This is a genomic window from Paenibacillus sp. EC2-1 (genome assembly GCF_049311625.1).
Classification (GTDB): Bacteria; Bacillota; Bacilli; order Paenibacillales; family Paenibacillaceae; genus Paenibacillus_AQ.
In genome coordinates, this window is record NZ_CP186006.1 from 2,168,221 (window position 1) to 2,186,772 (window position 18,552).

An 18,552-nucleotide genomic window follows, 5' to 3' on the forward strand; every position below is an offset into this window, starting at 1 on the left:
TACAGATAAGGAAAGGGTGGAACAGAAACCATGTACTTCAAAAAAATCGGCGTTATTGGCGGAGGGACTATGGGGCAAGGCATTGCAGAAATGCTGGCAGCCAAAGGTCTTGATGTTATGCTGGTAGAGAAAACCCCCGAAAAGTTAGACTATTCGTATGGGATGATTGAGACCAGCCTCGACAAACAGCTCGAGAAATGGGGCATTACCCAAGCGGAGAAAAAGTTAATTCTTGGACGTATTCAGAAAGTAACACATTTTGCTGAACTAAGTGCCTGCGATATGGTGATAGAGACAATTACTGAGGATTTAGAATCTAAGAAACAAGTATTTGCACAGCTTGATCAAGTATGCCCAAGTAACATCATATTAGCTAGTAACACATCCTCGCTTAGTCTCACGGAGCTTGCAAGCTCTACGATGTATCCTGAGCGTGTTATTGGTCTGCACTTTATTCATCCCGTTTCTAAAGTGGATCTGGTTGAAATTATTCGCGGCTTGAAAACTTCAGAGCATACGTTTACTGAAACGAAACGTTTCGTTGAAGAAGTAGCTGATAAAAAAGGAATCATGGTGTATGAGTCACCAGGTTTTGTATCCAGTAGAATGATTTGCTTGTTAATTAACGAAGCACTTCATCTTTTGCAGGAAGGTGTAGCTTCTGCGGAAGATATTGACGATGCGATGAGAATCGGTTATAGCTTCCAATATGGTCCTTTGGAAATGGCTGATCGCTTCGGTCTTGACTCTGTACTTGCTGCGCTTGAGCGTATGTTCCGTGAATTCGGTGAACTTAAATTCCGTCCATCTACCGTGTTGAAAAAGATGGTACGTGCTGGTCATCTTGGTGTGAAGACGGAAGAAGGCTTCTTTAAGTACGACAAGGATGGTGACCGGATATGAATATTCTCGTAATTAACGCAGGGAGTTCTTCCCTTAAATATCAATTGTATAACATGACTGATGAATCCGTATTGGCTAAAGGTCTGGTTGAGCGGATCGGGATGGATTCTTCAATTCTTACGCACAAACCAACTGGAAAGCAGGATGTAACTGAAGTTAGTGAAATTCTGGAACATACGACTGCAATTCGTAAAGTGCTAGGAATGCTGACGGATAAGGAGCATGGCGTAATTTCATCCATACAAGAAATTCAGGCTGTAGGTCACCGCGTTGTTCATGGTGGTGAATCCTTTAAAGAGTCAGCTCTCGTTGATGGGGATGTAAAAGCAGAGATTCGTCGTCTGTTTGACCTTGCTCCACTGCATAATCCTGCAGCAATGCTAGGTATCAAAGCGGCAGAATTGAACATGCCAGGCGTTCCTCAGGTGGTTGTATTTGATACAGCATTCCATCAAACGATGCCTGAAAAATCTTATCTGTACGCTATTCCTAGAGTTCTTTATAATAAATATAAAGTCCGTCGTTATGGTGCTCACGGAACGTCCCATGAATACGTGAGTAAAGCTGCAGCCGAATTCCTCAATCGTCCGATTGAAGAATTGAAGATCATTACTTGCCATATCGGTAACGGTGCTTCACTTACCGCTGTTAAGGGCGGTAAATCCATTGATACTTCCATGGGAATGACTCCACTTGAAGGTCTTATGATGGGTACACGCAGCGGTGACTTGGATCCCGCTATTGTTCCTTACGTCATGAACAAGGAAGAACTGACAGTAAACGAAGTAAACTCGATGCTGAATAAACACAGTGGCTTGCTAGCCATTTCAGGAATCAGTAGCGATATGCGTGAAATTACGGAAGGTATGGAAAAAGGTGAACCGAATACTACCCTCGCCTTTGACATGTACGAATATCGTGTACGCAAATATATCGGGTCTTATGCTGCAGCCTTAAACGGAGTGGATGTCATTGTATTCACTGCAGGTGTGGGTGAAAATTCCGTAGTTCTGCGCCAAAGAGTGCTTGAACAGTTGACTTATCTAGGTGTTGAAATTGATGAGGAGCTGAACAAAGTACGTTCAGGGGAACCGCGTCGTATTTCCACGAAGAATTCCAAAGTGGAAGTGCTTGTTATCCCTACAAATGAAGAATTGGTCATCGCACGGGATACACACCGCATTGTAACAGCTTCAAAATAGTAAAGAGTAGTTCAAAGGGAGAGATTATTGCATGTCCACCAAATGTGTGATTCGTCACGTCAGCCAGCACGTCGGGGAGACGGTTACGATCGGCGGCTGGATCAACAACAAACGTTCCAGCGGAAAAATTCAGTTCCTTCAGCTTCGTGACGGAACGGGGTATATCCAGGGCGTCGTTGTAAAAAGCGAAGTTCCTGAACAAGTATGGGATGATGCTAAAAGCTTGACACAAGAGAGCTCTTTGTATGTTACGGGTATCATTCGTGAAGAACCTCGTAGTCAATCAGGATATGAAATGACTGTTACCGGCATTGAGATCATTCATATTACTGAAAACTATCCAATTACACCAAAAGAGCATGGTGTAGATTTTCTGATGGATCACCGTCATCTATGGCTTCGTACACAGAAGCAACGTGCGATTCTAGTTATTCGTGCGGAAATTGTTCGTGCAATTCAAGAATACTTCGATATGAATGGATTCACGCTTGTTGACCCTCCGATTCTGACTCCAACATCAGCGGAAGGTACAACGAACCTCTTCCATACAAAATACTTCGAAGAGGATGCTTACTTGACTCAAAGTGGTCAGCTATACATGGAAGCAGCTGCGATGGCGCTTGGTAAGGTGTACTCCTTCGGTCCAACATTCCGTGCTGAGAAATCCAAGACTCGTCGTCACCTGATTGAATTCTGGATGATTGAGCCGGAAATGGCTTTTACAGATCATGAAGAAAGTCTTTGTGTTCAAGAACAGTTCATTAGTCACGTGGTTCAATCTGTTGTGAAGAACTGCCGCAAGGAACTGGAAGCGATCGGACGGGATATTTCGAAATTGGAAGCTATTCAAGCTCCATTCCCACGAATCACATATGATGAGGCAATCGAGTTCTTACAATCCGAAGGTCATGAAATTTCTTGGGGTGAAGATTTCGGGGCACCTCATGAAACGGCTATCGCTGAGAAATACGAGAAGCCAGTATTCATTACACATTACCCAGCTAGCTTCAAAGCGTTCTACATGAAGCCAGATCCAAACCGTCCTGAAGTAGTGTTGTGTGCTGATATGATCGCTCCTGAAGGTTATGGTGAAATTATCGGAGGTTCCCAGCGTATCGATGATCCTGAATTATTAGAAGAACGCTTTAAGGAACACAACCTTTCCATGGATTCATACCAATGGTACATGGATCTCCGTAAATACGGTACGGTTCCACACTCCGGATTCGGTCTTGGACTAGAGCGGACTGTAGCTTGGATTTGTGGTTTGGATCATGTCCGCGAAACGATTCCATTCCCTCGTACACTGTATCGGTTGTATCCGTAAGTGGTGAGAGAATTGATGAATAACGCTAACGGTGCTGGAGAGTCTATCTCTTGGGCAGCCGGTGCATCAGCGGGCATGAATCAGGGTATGGCCGTGATACCTTACGCACTACTTCGTTATTACCATATATTAGGTATGAATAGCAGCGAGTGTATATTAATGATTCATCTGCTTGGATTTCAACAGGTGGAACACAAAGGTTTTCCTTCTCTAGAGGAGTTACAGCAGGTCACAGGGGCTAGTGCAGAAGTGCTGGCTATGACCTTGCAGAAGCTCATGAAAGAAGGATTTCTAGGTATAGACGAGCATGTTGATGAAGAGAGAGGCATACAGTACGAGCGATATAATCTTAGCGGGTTATATGCAAAGCTCGGTCATCTGCTCGCCAAAGAGAATGAGGAAGAAGCAGTAAGGGCGGCTAAGTCTGTTGTCCATACGGATTCTATGAATCGGTTTAACGTACCAGCTCCTTCGAAGGCTGTTTCAGAGCAAGAAGAGCGAAATCTTTTTAGTATCTTCGAAAAAGAATTCGGCAGACCTTTATCTCCAATGGAGCTTGAGACGATCTCCGGTTGGGTGGATCAGGATCGTTATCCGGATGAGCTTATCTTATTGGCTCTGAAAGAGGCAGTGTTTGCGGGGAAAGTCCATTTCCGATACATTGATCGCATACTGCTTGAATGGAGCAGAAACCGTGTTCGTACTGCCCAAGATGCTAAAGCGTACACACAGAAATTCCGAAATATAGGTAGATAGATCGAAAGCACGTCCTTTATGGACGTGCTTTTTTGATGCTGGGTTTATTGTATACTGGGTAATATAAGACAATATAAGTTGATGAAGCAGATAGTAAAAGCGGGGGAGATATTCGATGAACGAAGCTGTGCTGGTTATCGAAGATGAACAAAAAATTGCAAGACTGCTCGAAATCGAACTTGAATATGAAGGTTACCGAGTAGGGAAAGCGAGCAGTGGAACGGAAGGTCTAGAAAAATATAGATCAGAGAACTGGAATCTAATCTTGTTGGATATTATGTTACCTAACATGAGCGGCATTGAAGTATTGCGCCGAATTCGCCAGCATAATGCGCAGATTCCAGTTATTCTGCTAACGGCTAAAGACTCCGTTGAGGATAAAGTTTCAGGTCTTGATCTTGGGGCGAATGATTATGTGACAAAGCCCTTTCAAATCGAAGAACTGCTGGCACGTATACGGGCTGCATTACGCTTAAGCAGTACAGCTACAAGTATCTCCGAGACTGAATCAAGCATGGAGTCAATGGCCTGGTTAAACATTGCAGATTTAAGGCTAAATGAACGTACACGCGAAGTAATTCGAGGTGGGGATCATATTGAGTTGACGCCAAGGGAATATGATTTGTTAGTATTTCTGCTCAAGCACCAGCGACAGGTATTACACCGTGAACAAATATTACAGGCAGTATGGGGATTTGACTATTATGGAGACACCAATGTTGTAGACGTATATATTCGATATCTTCGCAAGAAGGTCGATCATGGACGGGCTACTGAGCTAATCCATACCGTACGCGGAGTCGGCTATGTATTGAGGGAACAAGTATGAAACTGAGGAGTAAGATTTATTTGTATTCCTCTGTTTTGTTTGCCGTTTTATTATTCATTGTGAACATAGCAGTTTATGTTCTGTTTGATCGCATGTCAGTAAGTGATGAGTTAAAACGTGCTGAGGCGGAGGCGGAATCGATTGTAAAAGGAATACAGCAGTCGGCCAGTACCATTCCACCGGATGACTTGCTCCGAGCTTACGCTCCACTGGATGGAATGCTGAGAATTGTAAGGTCTGATGGAACCAGCACTTCTCCAGTGATTACATCGAAAGAGCAGGAATTAAGTGAATTAAAATATACGTACGAAGAGCATCGTAGGGTAGCGCGTATCAGAGTTGAGGGCACGGGCTATGCTTGGGTATCCGTACCTGTGATCTGGCCTGATGGTAATGTGGTCAATGTACAAGTGATGGAAAGTATGAATGAAACAGAGAATCGTCTTCGGGTGCTTAGGACGGTACTTATCATAGTTACATGTATTGCACTCATTCCCGCGATTGTTTCAAGCCGGATTTTAGGAAACCGGATGATGAATCCAATTACTTCCATGATAAGAACGATGAGAGAGATCCTAGGGAGTGGACATTTCAAGCGATTAAAACTTGGAACAGATTCGAAGGACGAGCTTGCAGAAATGGGAGAGACCTTTAACCAGATGATCGACATGCTTGAATCAAGCTTTGAGCGCCAGGAACGCTTTGTTTCAGACGCTTCTCATGAGCTCAAAACCCCGTTAACCATTATAGAAAGCTATGCGAGTTTACTAAAACGACGGGGAAAGGATCGACCTGAGGTATTTGATGAAGCTGTTGAAGCGATTTTGTCCGAATCCATTCGAATGCGTGAAATGACAGAGCAGTTGCTAATGTTAGCTAGGAAGCCTGAGCAGTGGAGTGTACACGCTCAACAAGTGAATATTACGCAGACGGCTTTGGAATCCGTACGTTCCTTTCAAAATGCATACCATCGTGACATCTCTTTTACTGGGGACCTCCCAATATGGCTAGAAACAGATGAGAGTAAGCTCAAGCAACTCTTGTTTATTCTACTCGATAATGCACGTAAATACAGCGAGGGACAAATTTCGGTTCAAGTTGGTGGGAATCAAACTGAACATTGGATTCGAGTTACCGACACAGGGATTGGCATCCCGAAGGAAGAACTTGAAAAGGTTTTTGATCGCTTTTACCGCATCGATCCTTCTCGAACGAGGAAATTTACTGCAGGTGGTTCAGGGCTCGGTCTGTCTCTAGCAAAAGATATTGCACAAGTGCTTGGTGTTCGGATCGAGCTGGATAGCAATTTCGGAGAGGGCACGACAGCATCTATTGTTTTCTCCGCTTTCTCAGGAGATTCTAATCTTCGCTAGCTATACTGAGGAATAAGATAGGATGGAGAGGTGATGCGCATGAAGCAGCGAGAAAAACGATGGATTCCGCTTGCTGGGGCGCTGGGATTAGCTGCAGCTATAGCTATCCTACTATGGCTATGGCAACCATGGAGTACTCAAGATAAAGAATTGACGGCTGAAGAGGCAGAACAGGTCGTATTAGGACAATATGAAGGCGATATCGAACAAATCTTTTTGGAAAATGGGCAATATCAGGTTACGCTTCGCTCGGAGAACGGGTTATATCAGCTAGGTCTTGACGCAGCCTCCGGTACCATTCATTCCATTCGCCAAACTGAAAAGACAGGTGATACACAGCAAAAAGCACTACTGAGTCGAGATCGAGTGAAGGCAGCCTTGCAAGCTCGTACTGAAGGTCAGATTGATCGGTTAGAGCTCATTAGTCGAGATGGGGAACCTGTGTATCAAGCGGTGATTAAGAAGGAGAATGGAGAGTCTGTAGAGATTATGGTAGATCCATATACGGGCAAAATACTTATGACTCAAAATTTAGAACCATCTCCTCAAGTGAATGATGAGGATAAGTCAGCCAGACTACTGAATGAAGAGGAAGCGTCAAAAATTGCTCTTACTGAAATTCCTGGAGTTGTGGATGATGTTGATCTTCGGGACACGGATAGTGGCATTCCATACTATCTGATTGATATTGAATTGGAGGATGGTCGTGAAGCAACGGTAGAAATTAATGCGATATCGGGTGCGATTCGTTCAGTTACTTGGGATGATGATGAATCCGATAAGGATTCATAATATTATATCTGGCTGGTACGTTCGTTCTAAGGTGATTCTATGAGGGACTGACTCATTCTTTGAGGTTTCTCATCAAATTCTAATCTTTCTCTTTCCGGCCTCTCATTCAAGTTGGATAATCTAGATGTGTAGGCAATGAATGAGCCATATTCTGAAGGAGGAATAGATGATGAAACAAAAATTGTGGATCGGTACTTTAGGTGTTGTGATGCTTCTTGGAGGTACAGCTGTTGTTGGTGCTAGTGGGAATACCGGCAGTTCAAATACGTTAGGAGCGAAGGCTGCTTCTCAAGGTTACATTACAATGGAACAGGCTAAAACTGCTGCCTTAAAGGAAGTTAAGGGCCATGTGGACGATATAGACTTGGAACGTAAGCAAGATAAAGTATACTATGAAGTTGAAATCGATCAAGATAACGGTGAAGTGGATGTCCATATTGATGCCATAACAGGTAAAGTGCTTGCAGTACTGAATAAAGATGCGAAAGATGATGACGACGATGACCGTGATGATCTGAATAGTTCTGCTGCAGCAGTTAAGATTACATCAGACCAAGCTTCGTCTATTGCTACTAAGAAAGTCAGCGGTGGTAAAGTGGTGAAAGTGGAACTTGATACGGATGATAATCGCTACATTTATGAAGTCGAGCTTAGAACGTCGAATGGTGAAGCTGATGTGGATATCGATGCCGTAACAGGTAAGGTGCTGTCCATCGATCAAGATTTCGATGATCACGATGAATAAGATTATTTCAGGAAACTAGTCGCTTACTGCTAATGTAAGAATTGATACAAAAGTGCCTTAAGAAACTTCTCATGACTTTGAGAGGATGCCTTAGGGCTTTTTTTCATATATATGAGTCCAATCTTTTTTCTGTAACTTCTTGTAGAGTGGGAGGAAGTGTTAGGTTATGATTGAATCAATGAATTGGAAGGTGGTTTGTCGCTGATATGAACTATAAAAATGTACTATTTGATCTGGACGGAACACTCACAGACCCCAAGGTTGGAATTACAAAATCGGTTCAGTACGCTCTAGCTAAGTTCAATATTATCGAACCGGATTTAAGTAAACTGGAATTTTTCATAGGTCCACCTCTTCAAAACAGCTTTATGGAGGCTTATTCCTTTACAGCGGAGCAAGCATGGGATGCAGTTACACATTATAGAGAATATTTCAAGGAACAAGGAATTTATGAAAATGAATTGTATGAAGGAATTAAAGAATTGCTTGAGCTTCTTAAGTCACAGGGAAGAGACTTGTTCGTTGCTACCTCGAAACCTGAGGTATTCGCTCTAAGCATTTTGTCTCACTTTGAATTAGACTCCTATTTTACATACGTCTGTGGCAGTGAGCTTGATGGTACTCGCTCGGATAAAACAGAAATCATTAAGTTCATCGTCGATAAGTATCATTTGAATCCTATGGAAACGGTTATGGTTGGTGATCGGAAGCATGACTTGATCGGCGCACACAACAATAACATCCATAGCATAGCTGTAGGCTTCGGATATGGAACGGAAGAAGAGTTAATTGCGGCTGAACCGACGTATAATACACAAACTGTGAAGGATCTTCTAATGGCATTTAGTATGATTGAGGTTTGAAGTACATAGAAAGAGTTGATCAATAATGTATTCATTATTTCTATATAATTGGCAGGTTCGTGATGAGTGGTTTGAAGTACTGAAGGATTTGCCTATCGAAGAGCTTACTGCGGAACGAGGTGGAGGAATCGGATCGATCATAAAGACTCTGTTTCACATTGTGGATGTTGAGTATAGCTGGATTCGAGGAATTGAAGGGTATGATGACCCAGCCCCTCTGTTTGAAGACTTCTTAAACATCCAATCGATACAGCGGTTATCGGATGACTATAGGAAAGATTTGCTGCAAATTTTGGGGACACTGACGGATGATCGAGAACTCAGAGTCGTGAAAGTCCCTTGGGATGAAGAATCCTATCGGTATGGTGAGATTCTACGCCACGTTATTGCTCATGAAATTCACCATATGGGACAGTTATCGGTCTGGGCGAAAGAGCTTGATATCGATAGAGTGACAGCTAATTTTATAGGTCGGGGACTTGGAAGGAGCATCTAACAAGGAGGGAGTATGCGGAAGAGAGTGTGAGATTTGAATGACAGGAACATAAATGTGATCAGGGAATAAGCATATGCTGGTTGAATAGTTGCATAGTTAGATATCGAACAAGAAACCTGCTTAGGCAGGTTTTTGTTTTTTATCGCTATGAATGTTAAAGTTAAGGTTAGAGATAACTATTTACTTGGAGGTAACACCATGTCTGGAATCGCAAAAAACTTAACGGAACTCATAGGAAATACGCCGTTACTCGAACTATCTAACTTTAATCAGAAGCATCACTTACAAGGTAAGGTGATTGCTAAATTAGAATATTTTAACCCGGCTGGAAGTGTAAAAGACCGGATTGGATTCGCTATGATCAAAGATGCTGAGGAGAAGGGACTACTCAAACCTGGCTCGATCATTGTAGAACCGACAAGCGGAAACACGGGGGTTGGACTTGCATTTGCTGCTGCAGCGCTTGGGTACAAGCTTATCATTACACTACCTGAGAGCTTCAGTGTGGAGCGTAGAAAGCTGCTAGCTGCACTCGGAGCTGAGCTTGTGTTGACACCTGCTAATGAAGGGATGTCGGGTGCGATCAAACGCGCAGAGGAAATCGCAGCTTCGACACCAGGGGCGTTCCTTACCCAACAGTTCGAAAATCCGGCGAATCCAGCAATTCATCGTAAGACTACAGCAGAGGAAATATGGCGTGACACGAATGGTGAAGTGGATATATTCGTAGCAGGTGTAGGTACGGGCGGCACCATTTCAGGTGTAGGTGAAGTACTTAAGGTGAAGAACGCTAGTGTTAAGATTGTAGCTGTAGAGCCGGCAGATTCTCCTGTGCTGTCTGGTGGGAAGCGTGGAGCCCATCAAATTCAAGGAATTGGTGCTGGCTTTGTTCCAGGCAACTTTAATAGAGAATTTGTTGATGAGATTATAACGATCAGTAATCAAGATGCCATTGAGACAGCTAGAGAACTTGCGAAAGTTGAAGGCCTGCTCGTTGGGATTTCGTCGGGTGCAGCAGCTTTTGCAGCGAAAGAGCTCGCGAGTAAGCCAGAGAACAAAGACAAGAATATCGTTGTTCTGTTGCCAGATAGTGGCGAGCGGTACCTATCTACGAATCTTTATGAAGAAATGTAAATTCTCTAATTAACTTTATATACGAATAGAACACAAAGAACAGCGACGATTACGGAGCTGTTCTTTGTGTTTATATTTATGTTATGCTTTACAGTGCCTTCTAATCATCAGGACATTTCACAATCAAGGAGGATATTTATGGGGAGTCGTAAAGAAAAACTGATATTTGCAATCGTAACCGTTATTTATCTGTGCATCTTCTATTTGGCATATAGTTGGTTATGGGAACAATGGGTGCCTTGGAACCCTCCATTAACAGATGTGTTGTCCATTGTTGTGTATGTATTAGTTATCGTACCGATATCTGCTATGGCTGGAGACTTCACCATCCGTAAAGTATGGGGTAAATCAGGAAATGACCCTAGCGTCGATGAAGAATATTGAGGTTGATAGTATAATGAAGAACGTCGAATGACGTTCTTTTTTTATTTTTTTATAAAAGTGCAGGGTTTAGATAAATGTCAGACGTCTATTATTAACGGGAAGGAGGGGAGAGTCATTGAAACAGAACGATTAATCACACGCATCTTGCAGGGCGATCAGGGCGCTTTTCGAGAGCTTGTAAATATGTACAGTAAACATGTGTTTCATACAGCGTATTCGGTACTTCGGGATGTTAAGGAAGCAGAAGATGCATCCCAGGAAGTATTTATCCAAGTATTTAAAGCTCTCCCCCAGTACCGTTCTGAAGGATTTAAAACATGGATAACTCGTATTACACTAAATAAATCGATAGATTTGAAACGAAAAATAGTAAGGCGTACCCCTGAACAACAAGGAGAACGCGAAGAAGAGCTTGAACGGATTCCTTCCCAGGATGAGGATACTCTTAACTTATTGATTCATAAGGAAAAGAAACATGAGCTGAGGCAAAAAGTGCTGAGTTTACCGGATAATCATCGTGAAGTGATAACAGCTTTTTACTTAGAAGAAAAAAATTACGAGCAAATTGCCTGTGAGCTTGGCGTGACTGTTAAAACGGTTGAATCAAAGCTCTACAGAGCTAGACAATGGATTCGAAAAACATGGAAGGAGGAGAAATGGAGATGAACAAGGAGACATCCGATTGGAGATTACAAGCAGAAAGATATATAAAGGGAGAGTGCTCGCCAGAAGCTGCAGCTTCTTGGGAAGCATTAATGCTGTCAGAGGATGCTGCTCTCGAAATGTATATTCAAGCTATGTCAGAAATGGAAAGCGAACTCCCTGATATGGCTGATCCCGATGATTTCACAGATCGAGTGTTGGCGGATGAGGGAATGATCCCTTACCGTGCCCGTGTTATTCCACTTTCGTCCGACAGACCAAGGAAATGGTATGAGAAACCATTGTTTCATTATACCGTTGCTGCTTCCATTACACTTGTTTTCATGTTCTCTGGCACGTTTGACCGGCTGTTTCCTGAGGATACAAAACATAGACTTCAGCAATCCGAGTCTCCATCTTATAGTGAACAATTAATGGAAAAGACGACGAATTGGCTTGACCTGATCTTGCCAAGATAATTTTTGATAGGGATGAAAGGATGATGCTTTGTGCAACCGCAACGCAATAAAGGGCTTGCATTTATTATGAATGTTATTCCCGGGCTAGGTCACTATTACTGGGGAAGAAGAGGAAGAGCTCTGCTATATCCTGTGATGTTTTTTGGTATCTTGATGGCTGCTTTTGTTCTAGCGATTGGGACTCACGATGATAGTCCGTTAATTCTTGGTTTTCTGGGTGCCCTTTTCATATGGGGTGTTAGTATGCTCGATTTGTTGATCGCTTTGATTAGACATACACCGACTATGATTATTCACGACGAGTATGGACGTCCGATCTCAGTCCCTCAGGATAAAAATGAAGATACAGAGAGATTTTATACCATTCTGTTATCTTTTATTCCTGGACTTGGACATTTTCAATTAGGTTTGATGCAGCGTGGTCTATCTTTCTTGATCTCATTTTTCGGACTCGCGACCATTCTTATGTTTCTTGCAGGTTTAACTAACGAGTCTGTATTCCTTCTGTTTCTTGGCATGCTGCCAATTATCTGGCTCTATTGTATGTTCGATGTGGTCCAATTGGTACACCGCAAGCAGGCTGGTGAAATGATTCTGGATCGTACGTTATTTGACGAACTGGAATCCAGTCGTGAGGAAGGTCGCCGTAGCAAAGTGTTCGCAACAATCCTTTCAGCGTTTCCGGGAGCAGGTCAGATGTATCTTGGTCTTCAGAAACGTGGGTTGCAAATGATGGTCTTGTTCCTAGGCAGCATATATGTGACGGATGTACTGAGACTAACCCTATTCTTTTTCCTCATTCCGCTGATCTGGTTTTATTGTTTCTTTGACGGATTGCAGCAGGTGGGTCGTTATGGTCGTGAACCCCTTCGTGATATACCTGTGATTGAAGGCTTTGTGAATCATCAAAAGTGGCTTGGATTAGGCTTAATCATACTAGGTGTCTACTTCGTATTTACAAGTGTCGTTCTACCTTATCTGGAAACTATATTTCCGGAAGCCCAAATTAGTTACCAGATTCGTAATTTCCTGAAAACGGGGATTGTATCTATTATACTGATTGGCGGCGGGATCAAGCTAATGGCCGGATCTAAAAAAGGTAAACGAGAGGAGGTACATTACCGTGAATCAAAATAGTCATCTAGCGGGTTATGAACAAGTCCCACAAACGGCGGGTCGACAGTGGAGAGTGGGAACGCTCTCCATGGGCATCTCACTATTACTGCTTGGATTGTTAGTATTAATCAGTCAATGGAAAGGCATAGAAGTGTTCGATTATGCACTGAAATGGTGGCCGATCGTGTTTGTACTCCTTGGGGTTGAAATTGTGGGATACACCTTATTTTTCCGAAAAGGGGAGTATGTAAAATATGATGTGTTCAGCATGTTTATCGTCGGACTTCTCACCATTAGCTGTATTGGTATGGCTGCCCTTAGCTCTACTGGTGTAATGGACTATATTCGCCGTGAGACTGGAGCGGTATATAAGACTGTCCAACTACCGGATATTCGAATGAATGTACCTCAAGGGGTTACAAAGGTTATTGTACAGGGGAGCTACATCTATAACGTGAAGAAAGATAACAGTAGTTCAGATGAATTACTTGTATTCGGGAGTTTAAACACATCGGAAGCTGAATTGCTGAAAGAAGAGGGAACCTTGTCCGAACTGATCCAGACGAAACAAGCGGGGAATATACTATATATAAACTTATCAGATCCACCATACAACAAATTGAATGGAGGGTCGAATCGGCTTGATGTGACGGTGTCAGCTCCATCATCGTTAAAAATCATTGTACGTGATTCTAACGGAGAAGTACGATAAGAAGAGTGATCCAATAAGCAAGTAACATAACAAAAAAATGTAAAACGAAGCTGAATCCGCTTGTTTTACATTTTTTTTGTTTGTTATAAAGTATTCATTTTATTTAGACTGAGCTGCATTAAGAAGCAAACGACGGTACGTATATTCAAAAATGAATTCAAAAGCTTCCAAATGGCGTTTCGCTTCAAATGCATTCTGTCCCCACGCATAAATACCATGATTACGAAGCAAGATGCCTGGAACTGTAGGATCAAGTGCATCAGGTACAAGCTCTGCGATTCTTGGAATGTCCGCATAATTTGGAAGAATTGGAATACGGATTGCCGCATCTTCCTCCCAAATATTAAAGGCTTTGATAAGCTCAATGCCTTGAGCCGGAACATAACCTTGTTCACCGTACCAATCGCTGATCAGATTGTTATCGATCGTGTGGACGTGAAATATTGCTCCACAGCCAGTCTTACGGTAAATCTCACAGTGGATTAATGTTTCGGCACTTGGTTTCAGCCCTGTTGTTTCACAAGGACGGCCATCCTGATCTACGAAGAGATAATCCTCTGGTGTATGTACAGATTTATCTTTGCCGCTTGCTGTAATTGCAAAATGGAACTGCTCTGGCGTGAACTCACCAACTCGAACGGATAAATTACCGCTTGTGCCAGGGAACCATCCACGAGACGCGAATAATTCTTTAACACCCTTAAGTTCGCTTAGCGCTGTTTGTTTATGTTCCAGCCGAATATCAGAAAAACTCATTTACAGCACCCCCTGGTTCTTTTTCAGTTTCATATCTTCAAGGATTTCATGGAACGTCTCGAAAGGAACATGGTTAACACCAATCTCTTTACAGCGCTCCGTGAGGGTTGATCTAGAATAGACCAGATCGGCCTTTTTAGCACCTTCAAAGTCAGTCACACTGTCTCCGATTAATATTCGGGTATATTCCCCAGCAGGGAAGTTACTCATTACGGTAACCTTGCACATACCACAGTCATTGCTGCAAGGCTCCTGACATGGGTGAGGCCATGTAATTTGGATCTTCTCACCTTCAAAGTCAGCACCATTGCAGAAGATATGATCAGCAGGAATATCAAAAGGTTGAAGCAAAGGTTCAACAAAGAAGTCAATACCACCGCTTGTTACATAAAACGGAATTTTGCTAGCATTTAAGTAGTCCAAAAATTCACGGAAACCATCCCGGATGACAGCCTGTTCCAGGGCATACGATACGATTTCATCTTTTCTAGAGGAAGGGAACAAGGCGAACATGCGCCCGACGCCTTCACGAATTGAAATATCTTGGTCCAGTACTGCCTGCATGACTGTTTCATAACCTTCTGGTTTGAAATGTTTCATGATGGCAACGATGTTGTCATTCGCGGTTATAGTTCCATCAAAATCGCAAAAAATGATCGGTGTCTTTCTAGATGTCATTCTTATCCTCCCCATATATCAAGAGCAGCTCTCAGCTCAGGATGTTCAGCAGCATACTCGGCTAGGGATGTTCTTTCCATCGTTGCCTGAATAGCTTGTACAAAAGCGCGGCCTCCAGCTTCGGTTCCCATCGGATGACCGTGAATACCTCCACCTGCATTTACTACGACATCAAGTCCAAAGTCACTTACGATTCTTGGAACAAGACCTGGATGAATGCCAGCAGAAGGCACTGGCATACTGCGTTTCACGCCTAGATCAGCTTTATGAAGCTCATCTCGAATGGCAAGATTCTCTTCCCGCGGCATCGTTACAGATCCGTAAGGAGAAGGGAACAGAACGAGATCTGCTCCAGCAAGGCGCATTAGTTGACCAAGCAGGACAGGTGCAGCTATTCCGTAATGTGGTGATGGGTACAAAGCGCCTGCAAGAGCAGGGTGTGCCGCGATAGGGATGTTAATCTCTGGATCGGAGCTAAGCTCCTGCAACACATCGTAACCATATGACAAGACGTTAAAGAGCAGTGCATTCGCCCCAGCATCTATTGCCCGCAGAGCTTGATCTTTCAGACCAGAAGTGCGTCCAGTTAAGTTGGCTGCGTATAGAAGCTTTTTGCCGGTTTCCTGCTCGACTTCAGCAGCAGCTTGCATACATAGCTTCACACGAGTCGCAATCGGTGTCAGTTCATTCTCGAATAGGATCTCATCGTCCTTGATTAGATCAACCCCACCCCGAGCTTGTCTCACAAACTGTTCTCTAAGCTCACCTGCATTAAGGCCAATAACGGATTTGAAAATACTCATAAGCAAAGGTCGATCAAATACACCCAGTTGTTGCCGAATACCTTCAATACCGAATTTCGGGCCAGGGAAGGCAGACAGAAACTCAGGAGATAGGTCCAGAGAAATGAGTTTGATTCGTCCATCCATTGAAATTTTTCCGAATATTGTAACGAGGAGCGCAGGAATATCACGACTGAAATTAATGTCGGGATATGCTATTCGAACATCTGCATATCTGCCTCCAGGCTCGTTATCAGGTGATTCGTGAATTTCAACGGCATAAACTTCGCCAAGATGTTGCTGAAGTGATTCTTTCTTGGCTTGCGGAAGTTCAGTCCAGCTACCAACGGTCATACCAACAGCGATGGATTCAGCTTTCTTACGGAAATCAGCATGGTCATCGTGGATACGGTAAGTTGCTATACATCTGCTCATGAGGTTTGTCCTTTCAGCACTGCGCCCATTTCACGAGAGCGCTCGGCACAACGATTTACTGCGGCAATAACGGTTTCGAAAAAATCGCCTTGATCCAATCTTTCTAGTGCGGCTTGTGTTGAGCCGTTAGGTGACGTGATTTTAGCACGCAAAGCTGAAGGGTGTTCGCCGGTTACTTGAACCATACGAGCAGCACCCATAATCGTCTGTAGGGTAAGTTCCCTGCTCTGATCAGCTGTGAGACCACCCCGAATACCTGCGGCAGTCATTGCCTCCATCAGATAATAGAAATAAGCGGGTCCACTTCCGGAAATGCCTGTCAGAATATCCATCTTATCTTCCTCGATGATGGTCACATCTCCGACTGCTTCGAACAAGGTCATCACAAGTTGACGCATTTCTGAATCGATTTCTTTGGAGAAGGAAATACCAGTTGATCCAAGCCCGATGGAACTTGAAGTGTTCGGCATGGTTCGTGCAATAGGCTGCTTTTTACCAAGCAGATTTTGAGTCGTCTCAATGGAAAGGCCTGCAATAACGGACACCAACAATTGATCATCTGATAGAATCGGTCCGAGCTCTTTTAATACTTTTGCCGCATCCTTTGGCTTTATTGCAAGTACGATGATGGGAGATGTTTTTAAAATCTCTAGTTTTTCCTGAGCGTCATTGCTTACTTTCACAGCATAGCGATCCTGTAGTTCTTGCAGACGCTTGGTGTTGCTTCTATTCAGCATTGTAATATCTTCAGGACGCATGACTGAACGGCTAGATAAACCGCGTACAATGGCTTCAGCCATGGAACCTGCACCATAGAAGGTGATTGCCTTTTCAATCAAAGGCCGATTCTGGGGAGATTGGCACATGAGTTGTTCCTCCTTCTTGATTCTATTGACGGATTTGACCGTTGCCATGAATGACATATTTGGTGGACGTGAGAGATGGTAATCCCATTGGGCCACGGGCATGAAGCTTTTGCGTGCTAATTCCGATTTCAGCACCGAAGCCGAATTCGAAACCGTCTGTAAAGCGGGTGGATGCATTATGATACACGGCTGCAGCGTCTACTTCTTGCAGGAATCGCTCTGCATTGTCTTGTGATTCGGTCACAATGCATTCGGAATGTTTAGTACCATATGAAGCTATGTGATCCATCGCGTCTTCTAGACTGTTTACCACCTTGATGTTGAGCACATAATCATTATACTCGGTAGCATAATCCGTTGACGAGGACTGTGTTGCCCAAGGCACTAGTCTCAACGTTTCTACACAACCACGGAGTTCAACATTCGAGTCACGGAACTTTTGTGCAATAGCTGATAAGTGTGCTTCAGCAAAATTTTGGTGAACAAGAAGTGTTTCCATCGAATTGCATACGGAGGGACGCTGTACTTTCGCATTTAAGCTAATGGCCTCTGCCATATCAGGTATTGCAGAAGCATCGATAAATGTATGACAGATACCAGCTCCTGTCTCAATAACGGGTACTGTCGCATTCATAACAACATTTTGGATGAGAGAGCTTCCGCCTCGTGGGATAATCACATCTAGGAGACCGTTAAGCTTCAACATTTCATCAACGGAAGAGCGATTTGGGTCCTCAATCAATTGTAAAGCATCTTTAGGCATAGCGGATTGTGCCATGGCCTCATGCAGTACCTCAACAATCTTCTTGTTAGAGGAGAGAGCGGAAGATCCGCCGCGCAGTACGACAGCATTTCCGGTCTTGAGACACAGGCCAGCTGCATCAACTGTCACATTGGGACGTGCTTCATAAATGATACCGATGACACCGAGTGGAACGCGAGTCTTACGAATGTGCAGTCCATTCGGACGTTCTATAACTTCAAGTGTATCTCCGACTGGATCAGGTAGCTGAACAATTTGACGAAGACCTTCTGCAATGGCTTCAATCCGCGATTCATTCAATGCTAGGCGATCCAACAGGGAGGGGGAGGTACCTAATTCTTTTCCACGCTTTAGATCTTCGGCATTGGCTTCAATAATATCAGCTGAGCGGTGAACAAGTGCATCTGCCATGGCTAAGAGCGCTTCGTTTTTCTGAGTTGTGTTCAGCTTGTTCAATATGGAAGTTACATTCTTGGCTAGTCCTGCCTTACTTCTTACTTCACTCATCATTTATTCCTC

General features: G+C 43.5%; 21 protein-coding genes. 16 read left to right on the top strand and 5 right to left on the bottom strand.

From position 1 onward, the window contains the following. The first annotated feature begins 30 nt into the window (after positions 1-30). The 16 genes from ACK8P5_RS10290 to ACK8P5_RS10365 all read left to right on the top strand — a co-directional run bounded on the left by ACK8P5_RS10290 (position 31) and on the right by ACK8P5_RS10365 (position 13,753). Positions 31-903: a 3-hydroxyacyl-CoA dehydrogenase family protein gene (locus ACK8P5_RS10290; protein ID WP_422660841.1), complete on the top strand. Its 873-nt coding sequence runs from the start codon at positions 31-33 to the stop codon at positions 901-903. Further along, positions 900-2,105, top strand: a complete 1,206-nt coding sequence (locus tag ACK8P5_RS10295; protein WP_422660842.1) for an acetate/propionate family kinase — start codon at positions 900-902, stop codon at positions 2,103-2,105. The genes ACK8P5_RS10290 and ACK8P5_RS10295 overlap by 4 nt, the downstream gene beginning before the upstream one ends. Before the next feature lie 31 nt (positions 2,106-2,136). After that, positions 2,137-3,432 carry an asparagine--tRNA ligase gene (asnS, locus tag ACK8P5_RS10300; protein WP_422660843.1) on the top strand — a complete coding sequence of 432 codons (1,296 nt, stop codon included), beginning with the start codon at positions 2,137-2,139 and terminating at the stop codon, positions 3,430-3,432. A 15-nt stretch (positions 3,433-3,447) separates the two neighbouring features. Next, complete coding sequence (locus tag ACK8P5_RS10305) at positions 3,448-4,188, top strand: DnaD domain-containing protein (protein WP_422660844.1); 741 nt, start codon at positions 3,448-3,450, stop codon at positions 4,186-4,188. A gap of 115 nt (positions 4,189-4,303) precedes the next feature. Continuing rightward, positions 4,304-5,017, top strand: a complete 714-nt coding sequence (locus tag ACK8P5_RS10310) for a response regulator transcription factor (RefSeq protein ID WP_422660845.1) — start codon at positions 4,304-4,306, stop codon at positions 5,015-5,017. Between the two features lie 20 nt (positions 5,018-5,037). Further along, entirely contained in the window at positions 5,038-6,390 is a 1,353-nt protein-coding gene (locus tag ACK8P5_RS10315) for a sensor histidine kinase (protein ID WP_422660846.1), read from the top strand. A 39-nt stretch (positions 6,391-6,429) separates the two neighbouring features. Next, positions 6,430-7,182 (top strand): PepSY domain-containing protein, encoded by a 753-nt coding sequence (locus tag ACK8P5_RS10320; protein WP_422660847.1) that lies wholly within the window; start codon positions 6,430-6,432, stop codon positions 7,180-7,182. 169 nt (positions 7,183-7,351) lie between these two features. Continuing rightward, positions 7,352-7,927 (top strand): PepSY domain-containing protein, encoded by a 576-nt coding sequence (locus ACK8P5_RS10325; RefSeq protein WP_422660848.1) that lies wholly within the window; start codon positions 7,352-7,354, stop codon positions 7,925-7,927. A gap of 206 nt (positions 7,928-8,133) precedes the next feature. Continuing rightward, a complete protein-coding gene (locus ACK8P5_RS10330; RefSeq protein WP_422660849.1) occupies positions 8,134-8,790 on the top strand; it encodes an HAD family hydrolase in 657 nt (218 codons plus the stop codon). Between the two features lie 25 nt (positions 8,791-8,815). Continuing rightward, entirely contained in the window at positions 8,816-9,286 is a 471-nt protein-coding gene (locus ACK8P5_RS10335) for a DinB family protein (protein WP_422660850.1), read from the top strand. Between the two features lie 198 nt (positions 9,287-9,484). Further along, positions 9,485-10,420, top strand: a complete 936-nt coding sequence (gene cysK / locus ACK8P5_RS10340) for a cysteine synthase A (protein WP_422660851.1) — start codon at positions 9,485-9,487, stop codon at positions 10,418-10,420. A gap of 138 nt (positions 10,421-10,558) precedes the next feature. Further along, positions 10,559-10,804: a hypothetical protein gene (locus ACK8P5_RS10345; protein WP_422660852.1), complete on the top strand. Its 246-nt coding sequence runs from the start codon at positions 10,559-10,561 to the stop codon at positions 10,802-10,804. A 27-nt stretch (positions 10,805-10,831) separates the two neighbouring features. Beyond that, positions 10,832-11,470: an RNA polymerase sigma factor gene (locus ACK8P5_RS10350; protein WP_422660853.1), complete on the top strand. Its 639-nt coding sequence runs from the start codon at positions 10,832-10,834 to the stop codon at positions 11,468-11,470. Further along, positions 11,467-11,925 (top strand): hypothetical protein, encoded by a 459-nt coding sequence (locus ACK8P5_RS10355; RefSeq protein WP_422660854.1) that lies wholly within the window; start codon positions 11,467-11,469, stop codon positions 11,923-11,925. Before ACK8P5_RS10350 ends, ACK8P5_RS10355 begins: the two co-directional genes overlap by 4 nt. A 30-nt stretch (positions 11,926-11,955) precedes the next feature. Next, positions 11,956-13,062 carry a hypothetical protein gene (locus ACK8P5_RS10360; RefSeq protein ID WP_422660855.1) on the top strand — a complete coding sequence of 369 codons (1,107 nt, stop codon included), beginning with the start codon at positions 11,956-11,958 and terminating at the stop codon, positions 13,060-13,062. Next, positions 13,049-13,753: a hypothetical protein gene (locus ACK8P5_RS10365; RefSeq protein ID WP_422660856.1), complete on the top strand. Its 705-nt coding sequence runs from the start codon at positions 13,049-13,051 to the stop codon at positions 13,751-13,753. The genes ACK8P5_RS10360 and ACK8P5_RS10365 overlap by 14 nt, the downstream gene beginning before the upstream one ends. Positions 13,754-13,852: 99 nt before the next feature. On the opposite strand, the gene mtnB is transcribed toward ACK8P5_RS10365, so the two are convergent. The 5 genes from mtnB to ACK8P5_RS10390 are packed head-to-tail and all read right to left on the bottom strand — an operon-like array spanning position 13,853 to position 18,540. Beyond that, positions 13,853-14,509 carry a methylthioribulose 1-phosphate dehydratase gene (gene mtnB / locus ACK8P5_RS10370; protein WP_422660857.1) on the bottom strand — a complete coding sequence of 219 codons (657 nt, stop codon included), beginning with the start codon at positions 14,507-14,509 and terminating at the stop codon, positions 13,853-13,855. After that, positions 14,510-15,187: a 2-hydroxy-3-keto-5-methylthiopentenyl-1-phosphate phosphatase gene (locus ACK8P5_RS10375; RefSeq protein ID WP_422660858.1), complete on the bottom strand. Its 678-nt coding sequence runs from the start codon at positions 15,185-15,187 to the stop codon at positions 14,510-14,512. Positions 15,188-15,189: 2 nt separating this feature from the next. Next, a complete protein-coding gene (locus tag ACK8P5_RS10380; protein ID WP_422660859.1) occupies positions 15,190-16,404 on the bottom strand; it encodes a 2,3-diketo-5-methylthiopentyl-1-phosphate enolase in 1,215 nt (404 codons plus the stop codon). After that, entirely contained in the window at positions 16,401-17,270 is an 870-nt protein-coding gene (gene proC / locus ACK8P5_RS10385; RefSeq protein ID WP_422660860.1) for a pyrroline-5-carboxylate reductase, read from the bottom strand. The genes ACK8P5_RS10380 and proC overlap by 4 nt, the downstream gene beginning before the upstream one ends. A 22-nt stretch (positions 17,271-17,292) precedes the next feature. Beyond that, positions 17,293-18,540: a glutamate-5-semialdehyde dehydrogenase gene (locus ACK8P5_RS10390; RefSeq protein ID WP_422660861.1), complete on the bottom strand. Its 1,248-nt coding sequence runs from the start codon at positions 18,538-18,540 to the stop codon at positions 17,293-17,295. Positions 18,541-18,552: the final 12 nt, after the last annotated feature.